We start from the raw sequence: 14,288 nt of genomic DNA, 5'->3' as shown, positions 1-14,288 counted from the left end.
ATGCCAACAGCACCAAAATGGGTCAATGACGCACTCGAAAAAATAGCACCTTCCATGCTTCGGATGGTTAAAGTGGAAGAAATATTCTATCTCAATCCATGCATCAAGAAAGTACGTCTGAGAGGTGATTTTTCAGCATTGCATTTTGCGCCGGGATTTGTTATTTCATTCCGAGTAAGTCCTACAGAATTAAGACACTACACGGTATCACAATTCGATGCATCCTCAAGGACGATGGATTTCATCGCTCACATTCACGGTGATGCTATAGGAGCACAATATATCAATGGTCTTATGCCTGGAAATGAAAAAATAAAATTAGCAGTTTTGGGAAGCGATAAGCAGTACGATTCAAAGGTCGAGAAACAGATCATCTTTGGTGATGAAACTTCCTTAAGCCTAATGTCAAGCTTTTTACCCTATCTGCAGCAAAATCAACATCAATATCAATTTCTGCTTGAACTTGATGATGAAAATAGAGATATTCCTGAAAAGTTGAGACTGGAAAACTACCGTGTTTATTCAAAAAATGATCTGTTCAGAGACAAAGATCAAATTCATACGATACCTCACCTTTTAGAGAATGCTTGGTCTGATGCTAATATTGTTCTGACAGGAAATGTCGATTCAATACAGAATTTCCGTAAAGTATTGAAAGAAAATAAGCACAAAGGTAAAATCTATGTTAAAGGCTACTGGATGGAAGGTAAAAAAGGATTATAACAATTTGCTATGAAATGTATCATATTAAATACTAAAAAGAGGCCTGAAAATGATTTGCTGTCTGACATCGCCGAATTCTTTTGGAACTCCGGTCATGAAGTTGAATTAGAAAATAACTGCAATTGTAATCTCAATATTTATGATTGCAGTATTTCCCTAGTAAATGATCATTTCACGACGCACTCTCTCTTCATCAATCACATAGATTCTCTTAAAAAACATTTTAATTCAGATCTTAAAACAACAAAACACATTGTATTAATCTTCTCTAATAAAGGAGTTTTCTCCAACGCAATACCTTACCCTCATCAAATTTTTAATTATGAGAAACTTGATAAAAGTTCATTAGTCGCTTTTTTTGATTGGTTTAAAAAACTAAATCTCTTCTTAAAATCATAATTCTAATATTTTGGGGTGTAAATACACTTAAAATATTACAACGTTAACCACATTTTTTCCAATTTAGTGAAATACAATCTAACTTCGTAGGTATCAAAAGTTTTGTGGAAATTAACTTTTCATGATGACTAAAATAGCAATATTTTTTATTTGCTAAGAAAGACTTGTAACGGTACTCAGATTCAATGAACTTCTCGATTAAAAAACTATTTTTCTGATCGAGAAGTTCCAGTTGATAAAATTAAACTATTTCTTTTAATCATTCTATTCCTAAGATTAATGATAATTTTGAATACCGCAATAGCTAAGACTGGTTTTAATTTTTGCAATCTCATCTTTGTCAAAATTATTGCCCTGGATTTGAAGTTCCCGCAGTTTTTTCAGACCAAGGATAGATTCAGGGATGAAATCAATCTTCATATCTGCAATGGACAGTCTGAATAAATTTGGGAAACGATCAAAAATATCAGGAATTGACACTTTACCATCTCTGATCACAAGCCGGTCTGACTTTTTCTTTGGTCTCCAAAAAGAAAGATCCAGCTCTTCGATCTGATTAAGATCCTTAATACTGTCAAGCATTTGTCCGAAAAGTTCATAGCCGGGCATTTTTTGCCCTATAACAGGTTCGGCACTCAGATTAAGTTTTTTTACATTTTTCAAAGATGAAAGATCTGGAAAAACCTTCAAACCAGATAATGAAGAGCTAAAATCTATCTCTTTCAATTGATTTGTATTGTTAGAATTTATTTTGATTTCTGAAAAGTTGCTTACCGTAATACTTAGCGTTTCAATCCTTTTCACATCAAAAATCCATTCAGGAGAGATTTGCGGTTCTGTATTTTTAGGATAAAATATTATTTGTAATTCTTTTATTGATGTAGTTTTCTTTATAGAATCCGGAACATTATATATTGCCTCATGACTCAGTGAAAGTTCCTCTAATGATTTAAACTGATCAATATTTTCCGGTAGATGACAATGGTTACTAACGCCAAGTCTTTTTAGATTTTTCAAAAAAGCAAGCTCCACAGGAATATAATAATCTTTTTTACTGCTGATCCATAATTCTTCAACAGAAGCCATCGCTGTAAAATCTATTTCATCATAATCACTTGCTTTATCAATGGTAATACGTTTTATTTTTTCTTCTGTATTAATTTTAAATTTTTTAAGAGCCATAAGGATTTTTTTAATGAACCAGAAACTGCCTTAAATGTATTAATGGTGGTCTAGTTAGTACTAATTTACAAATAATGTAATCTATTTTAAATAATCACATCAAATAATATACTAAATTGATACTATCACTTAATTATTGGTGCTGTAAAATTGTAACCAATCCTGAAACATATCGTTCTTATGACAGATTCAGATAGTAAATAAATATTATATCTAGAAAATCTTCAACAAATAAAATTTTATGATGGCAACTCATTTTTCATTATATACAATACTATTATTAACATATAGGAATTCACAAGTTAGGCATTGAAATTCAAACACTTGTGTGATTTTAAAACTGATTAATTTAAAATAAAAAGTATAATATGCTTAAACTATCCTTAAATGTGTTCTTTTCAATTTTTTTGGTTCGTCTTATGATGCAGTGTGAAGACGGACGTGGAGTTCCTTGCGATATTTACACCCGTTACACATCTGAAGAAAATCTTTGCGAATTGTTACCCGCAAAAGTAAACTACAATCAGGGGGAAACAGTAACCTTAAAGTTTGCAGTGAAATCAAAACTTTCATTGAAAGGAAAACAAATCGATATTTTTCAGGAAACAAAACTTAACTCCGGACTGCTTCTCATCAATTTATCTGAACTGTTTAAGGATAACACGGTAACATTTATCAAAGGTGAAAAGATAGAAGATAATAGATTCAAAGCCAATTACAATACTATCACTGATTCCTACGAGCTGAAAATCAATGTTAAATTAAATCGTATGGGAATATATTCTTTTGAGTCAGCAGTTACCTTTCGGGATCATGACTATAATAACGTAGATTGTGCTTATATTACCATTACAACGAACATCAAGGATAGTAATTTAGATGATGGCAGGACAGAATTTGCAGTCAATTGATATTAAAAAAAATAATTTTTATTTTTAAGAAAATCAAAGCGTCCTGAAATTTCAGACGCTATTTTTATTTATATGTGTAGCAGTTTCTTGTTTTTGACTATGCATTCTAGAAATAATTAACTGATATTTAAAGTGAGATAAGGCAGGATAATATGAAAATTTCGTAATTTTATTTTCACTAATGATGATTGAAGAATTTTATCGGCCAGGAATTATTTCAGATACAAAAATTTGAAATGCCACTATATCCATAGTATTTATAAGTTTCAAATATGAACTTATTTAAGTTCCAAACGATACTGTTGAGAACCGAATGAAGTTCGTCGACTAAAAATGCAGGCATCGCCTGATAAAAACCAAAATTCAAAAATATTGACCTATGAAATTATCCGAAATAGAACACAAATACAATTTTACATATTCTGAACTTTACAAGCAATTAGAACAAGATGGAATGTTAGAAATTGGAGAATATGGTTCAAATTGGTACAGCACAGTTTATCCTAAATTAAAAGAAAATCCTCCACTTTTATTATTCACTGATGATTTTGAATTACTAAATACAAAGGCTGTAAGTGAAGCAATTGAAGAACTAACTGATCCTGACGATTACAGACAAATTAAACATGAATTCAAACTGATCCCGTTTGGACAAAGTGGAGCGGGTGATTATTATTGCTTTTTTTTAAATGAAAAGGATGGTGATGATATTCCTATTGTATTTGTTTGGCATGATAGCAATGAGTCTAATTATCTTGCCAAAAATTTGCAGGACTTTGTTTTTAGAATTTTGCTTACTGATATGTCTGAACAAGATACTTATAATAGCGTCAGTGATGAAGAATTCAAAAATAATTTAAAAAGTGTTTTAAAAACACACACAAAGTATCTGACTGAAAAACAAATTGAAATTCTACTCAATATATATTCAAGAGAAATCATTGATTATGAAATTGAATTACCAAAAGGCAGAAAAGAAAAACATAGAGGACTTTTGACAGATATAGAACTAAAAAGCATCTTATCAGATACTATTCCTTACAAAAAGATAGACACTTCGTTTGAATATTCCAAAGACTAGGGTAAATACTAAATAGAGAAGTAAAGCATTTCTTGATGCAAAGTTTATGGTATTTGCTCAAACTTACCGGTCATACTCTTGTTAATCAACCTTTGAAACCTTACTGAATTTTTTCAACGTCAGAAAATGCGAACGCAGCGCAGATAAGAAGCTTTTATTTTCAATGTAAGGTAAATTGAATTCCATTGCAGTTTTCTTCACGATGACGGAAATTTCACCATAATGTATATGGCAGACTTTAGGAAAAAGATGATGTTCAATTTGCCTGTTCAGACCACCTAAAAAAAATGCTGCGAACTTATTATGCGTTGCAAAATTCGCTGTTGTGCGCATTTGGTGCTCTGCCCAGGCTTCTTCCATCTGCCCGGTTTCATTGGGAACCGGAAAATGGGTACCCTCAACTACATGAGCCAATTGGAAGACCAGTCCCATTGTCAATCCTTGAGCAATATGTAAAAACAGAAAACCAATTAGAAACTGCCACCAACTTACATCAAGTACTAACAGAGGTAATATAATAAACAAAAAATAATAAATTGCTTTATAAAAAAATAAATTAAAATACTCCGACTTGGGGTGTTTGTTCTTATGCGCTCCAATTTTTTTCTGAAAAAATTTCATATAGTCTTTACGGAACACCCATGAGAGTGATGCCAAGCTGTAAAGCGGAAATGCATACTAATGCTGGAATCTCTGAATGGAATTCACTTCATCATCTTCGGCAATCCTGATTAATCCCGGTGCTACGTCAATGTCCTCATCATGCCCGGGAATATTTGTAAACGTGTGGTGTACGACGTTATGCGTAATACTCCAAACATATGGATTGGCGCCGACAAGATTAAAAACAAAACCAAAGATTTTATTTACTTTTTTATTACCAGAAAGTGCACCATGTATTGCATCATGACATACGTTGAAGCCTACAAAGGCACTGAACATTCCCATCAATACAGCAAGAGGCAATAGCATCCAATTAGACATCAAACCTGAGATAATTGCAATATACGTCGCGCTTAACCCCGCCAAGAAAAATACAGTCTTACCCCACATTTGGGCATTAGCATGCTGACTTAGTTGATTATGAGTGAAATATTGTTCTACTCTACTTTTGACAGTTGCATAGAAACGAGAACCGCAAGCGGATGAGAATTTTACTTTTTGAGACATATGATATCGTGTTTGATCTACTTTACGCGAACAAACAGATGTGCTAAAATCGGGTGTTGGAATAAGAAGAATGTTTAGGTTTTCCGGCAAATTTCCGGACTTTATATTAACATAACGGATTTATCGTTATTTTATTATAGTTATTAACCAAAATAATCTATTTTAGTATTTAGGAAGTAAAGATTACCAATAGTCATAAAGCAGTTTTTGGTTTTAAAAACTAATTTTACAATTCAAAATCGATTGATCGATAGTTTGCAGATTCATCAATAAGTTTTTTAAGCGAATCAATTATATAAAATCACTCATTCAATATCCAAAACAATGATTCAACAGCCGGAGGAATTTAGTCTATATAAAGAAGCCATCCTTAGTATCCATCCCGAATGTTCTGAAGATGAATGGGAATATCTGGAAGGCGGATTGAGCGTTCAGCATTTTAAGTCTAAAGAAATGTATATGGAAGCCGGGAAAAAAAATCATCAGCTTGGATTCTTAACGAGTGGACTTGTCAGAGCATATTACATCAATGATAAAGGAAACGAAATCACAATTTTGTTTGCAAAGGAAAATGAGTATGTAACCGATTATCCCTCGTTGCTCAATCAAATGCCAAGCAGATATTATTTTCAGTGTCTGGAACCTAGTACTATTATCACGCTTCCTTACGAGCATATGCAAAATGGTTATAAAAAATTTATAGGCTTTGAGCGTTATGGCAGATTGATGGCAGAGGAAATATTGAAAATGCTTCAAAGCAGAGTAGAGAGTTTCCAGTTTGACCAGGCAGAACAGCGTTATATTCAATTTATCAAACAAAATCCTGAACTCTTTAACCGGATTCCTTTGACTCACCTTTCATCCTATCTTGGAATTGAACGACCTTCATTAAGCCGGATTCGAAAAAAAATAGCCGGATTGTAATTTTGTAACATATGTGTCAGTGAACAGGTTTCTATAAGGATGACCTTTGTAGAAACAAAAAATAAATGAAAACAACTGTCAATGCAGTGATTAACCTGCATAAAATTTTAGTCAGTCCTATCGTCCTATTAATGATGTTGACTTATGACAACTGGAGTGCGCCCGCTTTTTTATATCTTGGATTGCACGGCACTTACACCATTCTCTGGTTATTCAAACAAAAACTATTTCCCGATAAGAGATTTGAACAGAAATTGCCAGTCATTACAGGGCTTATGACACCATTTTTACCATTGGCAGGCTATTATATTGCACCTTACCTGCTTATTTCCGAACATACCAATGTACCCGTTTGGGTTTTCGGACTTGCTCCAGCCATTTACGCAATGGGAATTTTTCTCCATTATGTAGGTGATGCCCAAAAGTTTTTCACTTTAAGAATTCAGAAGGGATTAATTGAAGACGGGCTTTTTGCACGCACGAGAAATCCAAATTATTTAGGCGAAATATTGATATACGGCTCATTTGCTCTCGTCGCCTGGCATTGGATTCCACTAGTTGTATTGGCTTTCTGGGTTGGATATTTCTTTATCAATATGGGCAAAAAAGACCAATCAATGTCGAGACACGCAGGTTTTGCATCTTATAAGGAAAAAACCAACAAACTTCTTCCCAAGCTGTGGTAATATTTGGGATTAAATTTTAGTAACAAAGTATAATTGTAAATAAAAAGAACCGGCATTTAAACAAATACCGGTTCTCTCACCTTCACTTTCTATTATAAAAATTATTTCTTCTTCACTTCCGCTATCGCAGTCTGGATTCCGCCACCTGCAACATCAAAGAAAGACGGACCGGCCAATAAATATACTTTTTCTAATTTTTTAGTTTTAGACAAATTATGCTCTCTCAAATAAATCTCAGAGCGGTTTGCATTCACAACACCTTTCACCACATTTCCTGCAACCAAAGCGGTTGGAGAATCAATTCCTGCATCTTTTAAATCACTTGCAAAAGCAAAATTGGTTACGCCCAATCTCAAAGCTTCTCTCGTAGCCACTTCTGCAACGGAAATCATCAGTGCTGGAGTGAAATTACTACGGTCACCCAAACCAATCAGCAACAGTTTTTTCGCTGACATAGAACCTTTTGGAGGAGAAATCAATAACGTTTCCAGAGAGTGACCTTTGAACTGACCGGATTGTCTGATTTTGGTAAATTCACCTTTCAAAGCTTCATCCAAATGCACCAATCCGTTTAAGTTGGCGGGCAATGCCTGAGCGCTGTGTATGTCGTTATCTGTATATTCGAAAACACAGGCAACCTGCAGTTGAGCGTCGGCCGAAGATGGCCCCTGAACCAATCCAATTATAGAAATTCCATCAACTGAACCCCAGTTTTTGGATGTTCCGATTTTTGCAGGAGTTGCAGAAGAATTTGCTGTTGTATTTTGTGCGAAAGTTAAAGTCGAAAAAACTAATCCCGCAATTAATAATGATTTGTTTATTGTATTTTTTAGTATATTTTTCATAATATTTTTTGTTTTTTAGCTCTTAGCGATTGGCTTTTGGGTGATTATAATTTTGTTGATTTTAATATTGTTTTAATGTTACTCAAAGTTAGCCTTAGAAGTAAAAATTATTCTTGATGTGGGATAATTAATTGAATCAAATTTTCGAATTAATTCGTTAAAACTTGAAAACAATCCTTGAGTTGATAAACAATCCGTCTTTGTCGTTTTCAATAATGTCGTCCACAAATTCACCTGTTTTGAAATATTGAATGCCTGTATTGAAAGTAAAAGATTTACTGATTTTATAATTAAAGCTTCCAAGGAAAGCCGTTCCAATGTATTTCTTTTTGGAGTTCATCGAAGTCAGGTTTAAAGAACCGCTCGGTCTGTAAACGCCGTCCTGCGCAGAATATCTCCAGTTGAAAACCACATCAGCCTGCACCGTCATTTTGCTGTTCAAATCAACCGTTGCATACGGATGAATGTCAATCAAATTCACAGGTCCGATTTGTGGATTGAATCCGAAATAACCATCTTTTGGATATAATGGATTGAAGGTTCCCAACTTTCCGTCTTCTCTGTTTCGGTCTCCGGAAATGTAATCATTTCGAAGATTGATAGTTGGTTTTCCCTTTACATTTTCAAACATATAGCTGATGTCCGCAGAAGCTGTCCAGGCACTGATGGTTGTTTTATTGAAATTTCCGAACTAGTTGTAGAACTGCTATTCTAGTGAACAATCCGAAGATGACAGACGCTGGAAATACCAAGTTGGCTGCGTCTGCAAAGAGACTATTGAATTCTTCTGGAAGGTTCAAAGGATTCGGAACCTGTTCTGCCTCCGCAACGCCTACTCCTAGTTTTTTCAGTCCGTGAGCTATGATTAATTCTAATGATAATGCAATTCTGAAAATTAATAACGCAACGTGAATTAATTTGCCTTCGAGATTGGTATTGGTGATGGTTTGAACGAGCTTTTTCATTGTTTTAGGTTTGAATTTTAAGGAGTTTATTAGTCATTCTTGATTATTGGTAAATTAAAACCACTCCTTCAAAAGTTCTTTGAATTTTCGCCACCAGTGCCTCAAAATTTTTTATTTATTTGATTGATTCGGCGAATCTCTTTCCTCGATTTCCAATGGAGCGAAATGTTTTAGGTTGAAATTGTAAATTTATTTTGTCTGATATCCGCCGTAATATTTTACAGGATACCATTCAGGAAGTACAGGAAGCGAAGCCGGAGCAACATTTTTATAAGATTTAATTTAAAACAAAAAAAATAGGCTCAGATATTAAAATCTAAGCCTATTTTTTCTAAATATTTTACTCTCTTAAAAGTGAATGTTTAATTTTTATATTTTACAATTATTGATCACTTTTTTTAATAATTTTTATCTTTTTTTAAAATAATGATATGACAAATTTATGATGAAAAAGTATGTCTAGCGTTTAACTAGTTCAATTAATTTTAAACAATCTATAGTTCAACACCTGTCTCTTTATCAGTAAAAAGTTGAAATCCTTCTTTCCTTTCAATTAGCTGAAGCGGATACAATTGGGGATTGTACTCTCCATTCAAAACTTCATTTAAAGCGTGTTTTTTTGATTTACCGAATGTAATAACCAAAATATTCTCAGCTTTATTAATGATTGGTTCTGTGAGTGTAATTCTAAACATTTCCTGAGATTTCAGATAGTAAGCTGAAACCCATTTTTCTTTTTCGTTTAAAACTGCTTCGCCAGGAAATAGTGAAGCCGTATGACCATCATCGCCCATTCCCAAAAGAATAAAATCGAAAATACCGTCAGCTCCTAAAACATTTCTGATTTGATCTTCATATTCCTTGGCATAATCCTCAGGTTCCGTTCCGGCTTTGTACATCGGAGAAACCTGGTTTTTGTTCACAGGAACTTTATCCAAAAGCGTTTCTAAAGTCATTTTGAAATTACTTTTTTCATCATCAAGAGAAACCCATCTTTCATCTACCCAGAAAAAAAACACTTTGCTCCACTCTATTTTATCAGCATATTCCTCAGTCGCCAATAAGTTGAAAATCGCTTTCGGCGAAGAACCGCCACTTAATGCAACCACAAATTTGTCTTGTTTTCGGATTGCTTTTTCTGAAAGCTCTACAAAAGTATCTGCTGACTTTTTATATAAAGTTTCCAGAGTATCAAATATTGTAATATTCATTTTAATTTTTATTAAATTTTAAACCCATTCATGCCCTTGCCTTTCAACCAAAGCATTGCTGTCTTCAGGTCCCCAGCTTCCTGCTTCATAATTCGGAAAAGAAGAATCTGTAGTTTTTTCCCAAGTTTCCTGAATTGTTTTTACAACATCCCACGCCTCTTCTACCTGATCCGAACGCATAAATAATGTAAGATCTCCAACAAGAGCTTCCAATAAAAGCGTTTCATAAGCTTCGGGGGTATCTGTCTGACAGGCAAAATTGTCAAAGATCATCTCTACAGGTTTCAATTCCAATGAAAGTCCAGGCTTTTTTGACATGAACTGTAGCCTGATATCCATTTGTGGCTGAATATTGATCACCAATCGATTAGCTGATAGAAGAGATTTACTTTCTGAAAACGCAGAATGAGGAAGCGGTTTGAACTGGACCGTAATATAAGAATGCTTTTCTTTCATCTTCTTTCCGGTACGAACGTAGAAAGGAACATTTTCCCATCTTTCATTATCTAAGTAAAATTTGATGGCAACAAAGGTTTCTGTGTTTGAATCAGGTGCAATGCCTTCTTCCTGCCTGTAACCATTTACTTTTTCACCATTTACCTTTCCTTTTCCATATTGACCTCTCACTGCATAATGGTCAACTTTGTCGGGTGAAATTCTGCGGATTGATTTTAAAACATCAACCTTACGATCTCTAATTTCGCCAGACTCCAATGAAATGGGCGGTTCCATCGCAACCATGCAAAGTATTTGCAAAAGATGGTTTTGAATCATATCACGCAAAGCACCGGTCTGTTCGTAGAAACTGGCTCTCGTCTCTACGCCCACCTCTTCTGCAACGGTAATTTGAACAGACTCTATGTGTCTATGATTCCATAAAGGCTCAAAAATGGAATTTCCAAATCTGAATGCCAAAATATTCTGAACGGTTTCTTTTCCTAAATAATGGTCGATACGGTATATTTGTTCTTCCTCAAAGGTCTGTGAAAGCAGATTATTCAGCTCGATGGCAGATTTCTTATCATGTCCAAAAGGTTTTTCTATGATAATTCGGTCTTTATCCGAGTCAGAAGCGATGGCTGTATTTTTAAGATGATTTGAAATCACCGAAACAAAATTTGGTCCTATGGACAGATAGAAAAGCCTGTTTCCTCTCGCTCCATATACTTTGTCAAAATTTTCCAGTTTCTCATGTAAATTCTGATAGGAATCAACTTCATCCAACTGATGCTGAAAATAGGTAATATGTGCCTGAAAGCCAGCCCAGTCTTCTAAAGTTACAGTTCTTCTGGAAAAGCTATCCAGATTTTCTTTGACATAAGATCTAAATTTCTCATCTGTATTTTCAGCTCTTCCTAAGGCTAAAATATTGAAGCCCTTTGGCATTCTGCCATCAACATACAAATTATAAAACGCAGGAAAAAGCTTTCTTTTTGCCAAATCTCCAGTCGCACCAAAAATAACGATAGTCGTTGGGTGCAAGATTGTATTGTCGCTCATTTTCTGGATTTAAATATTTTGGGTGTTCCATAATGTGTGAAAAACACCTTCCTGGTCAACTCTTTGGTATGTATGCGCACCAAAATAATCACGCTGAGCCTGAATAAGATTCACTGGTAAAGTATCTGTTGAGTACGCATCAAAATAGCCTAAAGATGATTGGATTCCTAAACTTGGGATTCCGTTTAAAACAGCGAACGAAGCAATGTTTCTCAATGGTTTAACTTTAGATTTTACGATTTCAGAAATTTCTCTATTCAATAAAATATTAGACAAACTTGGATTTTCAGTATAAGCACCGTAGAATTTTTCTAATAAAACAGAACGTATAATACAACCGCCTCTCCAGATTTTGACAACGTCTTTCAAAGGAATATCAAACTTGTATTCTTCAGAAGCTTTCACCAGTAATGCAAGACCTTGAGCATAACTGATCAAAGTTGCCAAATACAATGCATCGCCAACTTCTTTAATAAATAATTCTATGTTTTCAGGAGTGGCAATTTCTTCTTTGATATATAACTGAGACGCCTGAATACGCTCCTCTTTATAAGCAGATAAAATTCTTGAAGTTACAGCAATATCGATTGTAGGAATTGACACGCCGATTTCCATTGCCTGCTCAGAAGTCCATTTTCCTGTTCCTTTTGCTCCGGCTCTATCTAAAATTTGATCGACAAGAAAACCATCTGTCAAATCATCTTTTTGTTTGAAAATATCTCTGGTGATTTCAATGAGGAAAGAATTCATTTCTCCTTCGTTCCATTTTTTGAAAACTTCGTATAACTGATCAGTGTTTAGTTTTGCTCCCTTTCTCAACAGATCGTAAGCTTCACTAATTAATTGCATAATGGCATATTCTATACCGTTGTGAACCATTTTCACATAGTTTCCGGCAGAACCTTTGCCCATGTAAGCTGTGCAGGCTTCACCATTAACTTTTGCTGAAATTAATTCCAGCATGGGCTGTATTAATTTAAAAGCTTCCAAATCACCTCCAGGCATTATGCTTGGGCCTCTTCTTGCACCTTGTTCACCTCCGGAAACACCCATTCCCATAAAATGCAGATTTTTAGATGTCAAATCTGCGATACGTCTTTCGGTATCTTTAAAATAAGAATTTCCTGCATCAATTACGACATCTTTCGGGGTAAGAAATGGTGTGATACTTTCAAGAACGGCATCTACCGGCTTACCTGCAGGAACCATCAGAATAATTTTTCTCGGAATGTCCAGACCTATTACAAATTCTTCCAGAGAAACAGAACCGATAACCTTTGTACCTTCAGCCACTCCATTTTTAAGTTCGATAACTTTTTCTTCATCTAAATCGAATCCTGCTACAGAAAAACCGTTATCAGCAATATTATAAAGCAGATTTCTCCCCATTACGCCGAGACCAACGACCCCGTAATTATACTTTTCCATTCTTACTTAAGATTTATTTTTATTTTTACAGCTCAAATTTACGGAAATGGGTATTATTAAAAAAATTATGTTAAATTTTCTTTTAATCTGTACCTTTTGTAAAATCAATTAAAACCCAATAAATAATTGAAAATTCTTTATCAAACTCTTACATCGTCATCGGAACGTCCATCAATAAAATTTCTGTGCCTTCTGTTGTTGATTTGATATTAAGATCTGCAATATCCCAAATTCCGAAACCATCTCTTGTTTCCACTTTTTGTCCTTCAATTTCTGCACTTCCTTTTAAAATAAAGGCATATACGCCGTTTCCTTTTTTGTTGATTTTATAATTGGTTTTAACATTATTTTCGAAGTTTCCTAAGTGAAACCAGGCATCCTGATGAATCCAAACGCCTTCGTCATCCGCATTGGGAGAAAGAATCTGCTGGAATTGATTCTGACTTTTTGATTTATCTAAAGTAAGCTGGTCATATCTTGGTGTCACGTTTCTCTTGTTTGGATATACCCAGATTTGTAGAAACTTCACCAAACTGTCATTATTTTTATTGAATTCACTGTGCATAATTCCGGTTCCGGCACTCATCACCTGAATGTCTCCACCACTGATAATCGCAGAATTGCCCATACTGTCTTTGTGCTCCAAATCGCCTTCTAACGGGATGCTGATAATCTCCATATTATCGTGGGGATGCGTTCCGAAGCCTCTTCCCGCCTCCACTTTATCATCATTCAACACTCTTAATACACCGAAATGCATTCTTTCAGGATTGTGGTAATTCGCAAAACTGAAGGTATGATTGCTCACCAACCAACCGTGGTCTGTCTTCCCTCTGGAATCTGCTTTGTGAATCACAGAATTGTCTTTGATTTTTGAATCGGTATTCGGTAAATGATTGTATCCGATTGGTTCCAGAGGTTCGATTTCGTCAATCTCATTTTTCATTGTATTCCCCAATGAAGCGGTTGCTACAAACATTCCTGTTCCGAGTAATCCTTTCTTTAAAAAATCTTTTCTGTCCATATCTGTTTTATTATTTATTCGTTATTGATAGGACAAATTTATGGTGATGAAAATTGCTGTGCATTTAACTAGTTTAATAAATACATTTAAAGCAAAAAAATAGTAAGCTAAAATTCCCCTTCTCTGAAGGGGTGGATTTTTGTGAAGCAAAAAGACGGGGTAGTTTATACATTACGCATAAACCACCCCGTCAAAAATTCTTTGAATTTTCGCCACCCCTCCAAAGGAGGGGAATTCTA

The 14,288-nt window shown here is 34.6% G+C and carries 13 protein-coding genes and 1 pseudogene; 5 read left to right on the top strand and 9 right to left on the bottom strand.

What is annotated here, in order from left to right; translation table 11 throughout:
• On the top strand, positions 1 to 723 hold the full coding sequence (locus OEA66_RS18090) for a ferredoxin reductase domain-containing protein (RefSeq protein ID WP_267282720.1): 723 nt from the start codon (positions 1 to 3) through the stop codon (positions 721 to 723).
• A gap of 675 nt (positions 724 to 1,398) precedes the next feature.
• On the opposite strand, the gene OEA66_RS18085 is transcribed toward OEA66_RS18090, so the two are convergent.
• Positions 1,399 to 2,304, bottom strand: a complete 906-nt coding sequence (locus OEA66_RS18085) for a leucine-rich repeat domain-containing protein (RefSeq protein ID WP_267282719.1) — start codon at positions 2,302 to 2,304, stop codon at positions 1,399 to 1,401.
• 368 nt (positions 2,305 to 2,672) lie between these two features.
• Here OEA66_RS18085 and OEA66_RS18080 point away from each other — a divergent pair, with 368 nt between their 5' ends.
• Both OEA66_RS18080 and OEA66_RS18075 read left to right on the top strand, forming a co-directional pair.
• Positions 2,673 to 3,215: a hypothetical protein gene (locus OEA66_RS18080; RefSeq protein WP_267282718.1), complete on the top strand. Its 543-nt coding sequence runs from the start codon at positions 2,673 to 2,675 to the stop codon at positions 3,213 to 3,215.
• A gap of 379 nt (positions 3,216 to 3,594) precedes the next feature.
• On the top strand, positions 3,595 to 4,296 hold the full coding sequence (locus OEA66_RS18075) for an SMI1/KNR4 family protein (protein WP_267282717.1): 702 nt from the start codon (positions 3,595 to 3,597) through the stop codon (positions 4,294 to 4,296).
• A gap of 81 nt (positions 4,297 to 4,377) precedes the next feature.
• On the opposite strand, the pseudogene OEA66_RS18070 reads toward OEA66_RS18075, so the two are convergent.
• Positions 4,378 to 5,268: pseudogene (locus OEA66_RS18070) on the bottom strand (fatty acid desaturase family protein).
• A gap of 522 nt (positions 5,269 to 5,790) precedes the next feature.
• Here OEA66_RS18070 and OEA66_RS18065 point away from each other — a divergent pair.
• Both OEA66_RS18065 and OEA66_RS18060 read left to right on the top strand, forming a co-directional pair.
• On the top strand, positions 5,791 to 6,390 hold the full coding sequence (locus OEA66_RS18065; RefSeq protein ID WP_267282716.1) for a Crp/Fnr family transcriptional regulator: 600 nt from the start codon (positions 5,791 to 5,793) through the stop codon (positions 6,388 to 6,390).
• Between the two features lie 65 nt (positions 6,391 to 6,455).
• The gene (locus OEA66_RS18060) at positions 6,456 to 7,076 is read left to right on the top strand and encodes a methyltransferase family protein (protein WP_267282715.1); all 621 of its coding nucleotides are present in this window, start codon (positions 6,456 to 6,458) and stop codon (positions 7,074 to 7,076) included.
• Between the two features lie 101 nt (positions 7,077 to 7,177).
• Here OEA66_RS18060 and OEA66_RS18055 read toward each other — a convergent pair whose 3' ends face one another.
• From OEA66_RS18055 to OEA66_RS18025, 7 genes are all read right to left on the bottom strand, one after another.
• Entirely contained in the window at positions 7,178 to 7,921 is a 744-nt protein-coding gene (locus OEA66_RS18055; RefSeq protein ID WP_267282714.1) for a M17 family peptidase N-terminal domain-containing protein, read from the bottom strand.
• Positions 7,922 to 8,078: 157 nt separating this feature from the next.
• Positions 8,079 to 8,552: an alginate export family protein gene (locus OEA66_RS18050; RefSeq protein WP_267282713.1), complete on the bottom strand. Its 474-nt coding sequence runs from the start codon at positions 8,550 to 8,552 to the stop codon at positions 8,079 to 8,081.
• Between the two features lie 43 nt (positions 8,553 to 8,595).
• Positions 8,596 to 8,886, bottom strand: coding sequence for a DoxX family protein (locus OEA66_RS18045; RefSeq protein ID WP_267282712.1), 291 nt, complete (start codon positions 8,884 to 8,886; stop codon positions 8,596 to 8,598).
• Positions 8,887 to 9,380: 494 nt separating this feature from the next.
• Complete coding sequence (gene pgl / locus OEA66_RS18040) at positions 9,381 to 10,097, bottom strand: 6-phosphogluconolactonase (protein ID WP_267282711.1); 717 nt, start codon at positions 10,095 to 10,097, stop codon at positions 9,381 to 9,383.
• A gap of 18 nt (positions 10,098 to 10,115) precedes the next feature.
• Positions 10,116 to 11,597 (bottom strand): glucose-6-phosphate dehydrogenase, encoded by a 1,482-nt coding sequence (zwf, locus tag OEA66_RS18035; RefSeq protein WP_267282710.1) that lies wholly within the window; start codon positions 11,595 to 11,597, stop codon positions 10,116 to 10,118.
• Between the two features lie 9 nt (positions 11,598 to 11,606).
• Entirely contained in the window at positions 11,607 to 13,025 is a 1,419-nt protein-coding gene (gene gnd / locus OEA66_RS18030; RefSeq protein ID WP_267282709.1) for an NADP-dependent phosphogluconate dehydrogenase, read from the bottom strand.
• A gap of 148 nt (positions 13,026 to 13,173) precedes the next feature.
• The gene (locus OEA66_RS18025; protein WP_267282708.1) at positions 13,174 to 14,049 is read right to left on the bottom strand and encodes a pirin family protein; all 876 of its coding nucleotides are present in this window, start codon (positions 14,047 to 14,049) and stop codon (positions 13,174 to 13,176) included.
• Positions 14,050 to 14,288 lie beyond the last annotated feature (239 nt).

Origin of the sequence: Chryseobacterium luquanense, assembly GCF_026460945.1 — a bacterium.
Classification (GTDB): Bacteria; Bacteroidota; Bacteroidia; order Flavobacteriales; family Weeksellaceae; genus Chryseobacterium; species Chryseobacterium luquanense.
The sequence above is the reverse complement of the archived record's forward strand: the minus strand, read 5'-3'. Positions and strand labels throughout refer to the sequence as shown.

Coding starts and splice junctions, on each gene's coding strand:
- OEA66_RS18025 (WP_267282708.1), bottom strand. CDS start 14,049: ATGGACAGAAAAGATTTTTTAAAGAAAGGATTACTCGGAACAGGAATG.
- gnd (WP_267282709.1), bottom strand. CDS start 13,025: ATGGAAAAGTATAATTACGGGGTCGTTGGTCTCGGCGTAATGGGGAGA.
- OEA66_RS18050 (WP_267282713.1), bottom strand. CDS start 8,552: ATGTTTGAAAATGTAAAGGGAAAACCAACTATCAATCTTCGAAATGAT.
- OEA66_RS18085 (WP_267282719.1), bottom strand. CDS start 2,304: ATGGCTCTTAAAAAATTTAAAATTAATACAGAAGAAAAAATAAAACGT.
- OEA66_RS18055 (WP_267282714.1), bottom strand. CDS start 7,921: ATGAAAAATATACTAAAAAATACAATAAACAAATCATTATTAATTGCG.
- OEA66_RS18090 (WP_267282720.1), top strand. CDS start 1: ATGCCAACAGCACCAAAATGGGTCAATGACGCACTCGAAAAAATAGCA.
- OEA66_RS18045 (WP_267282712.1), bottom strand. CDS start 8,886: ATGAAAAAGCTCGTTCAAACCATCACCAATACCAATCTCGAAGGCAAA.
- OEA66_RS18080 (WP_267282718.1), top strand. CDS start 2,673: ATGCTTAAACTATCCTTAAATGTGTTCTTTTCAATTTTTTTGGTTCGT.
- OEA66_RS18065 (WP_267282716.1), top strand. CDS start 5,791: ATGATTCAACAGCCGGAGGAATTTAGTCTATATAAAGAAGCCATCCTT.
- OEA66_RS18075 (WP_267282717.1), top strand. CDS start 3,595: ATGAAATTATCCGAAATAGAACACAAATACAATTTTACATATTCTGAA.
- zwf (WP_267282710.1), bottom strand. CDS start 11,597: ATGAGCGACAATACAATCTTGCACCCAACGACTATCGTTATTTTTGGT.
- pgl (WP_267282711.1), bottom strand. CDS start 10,097: ATGAATATTACAATATTTGATACTCTGGAAACTTTATATAAAAAGTCA.
- OEA66_RS18060 (WP_267282715.1), top strand. CDS start 6,456: ATGAAAACAACTGTCAATGCAGTGATTAACCTGCATAAAATTTTAGTC.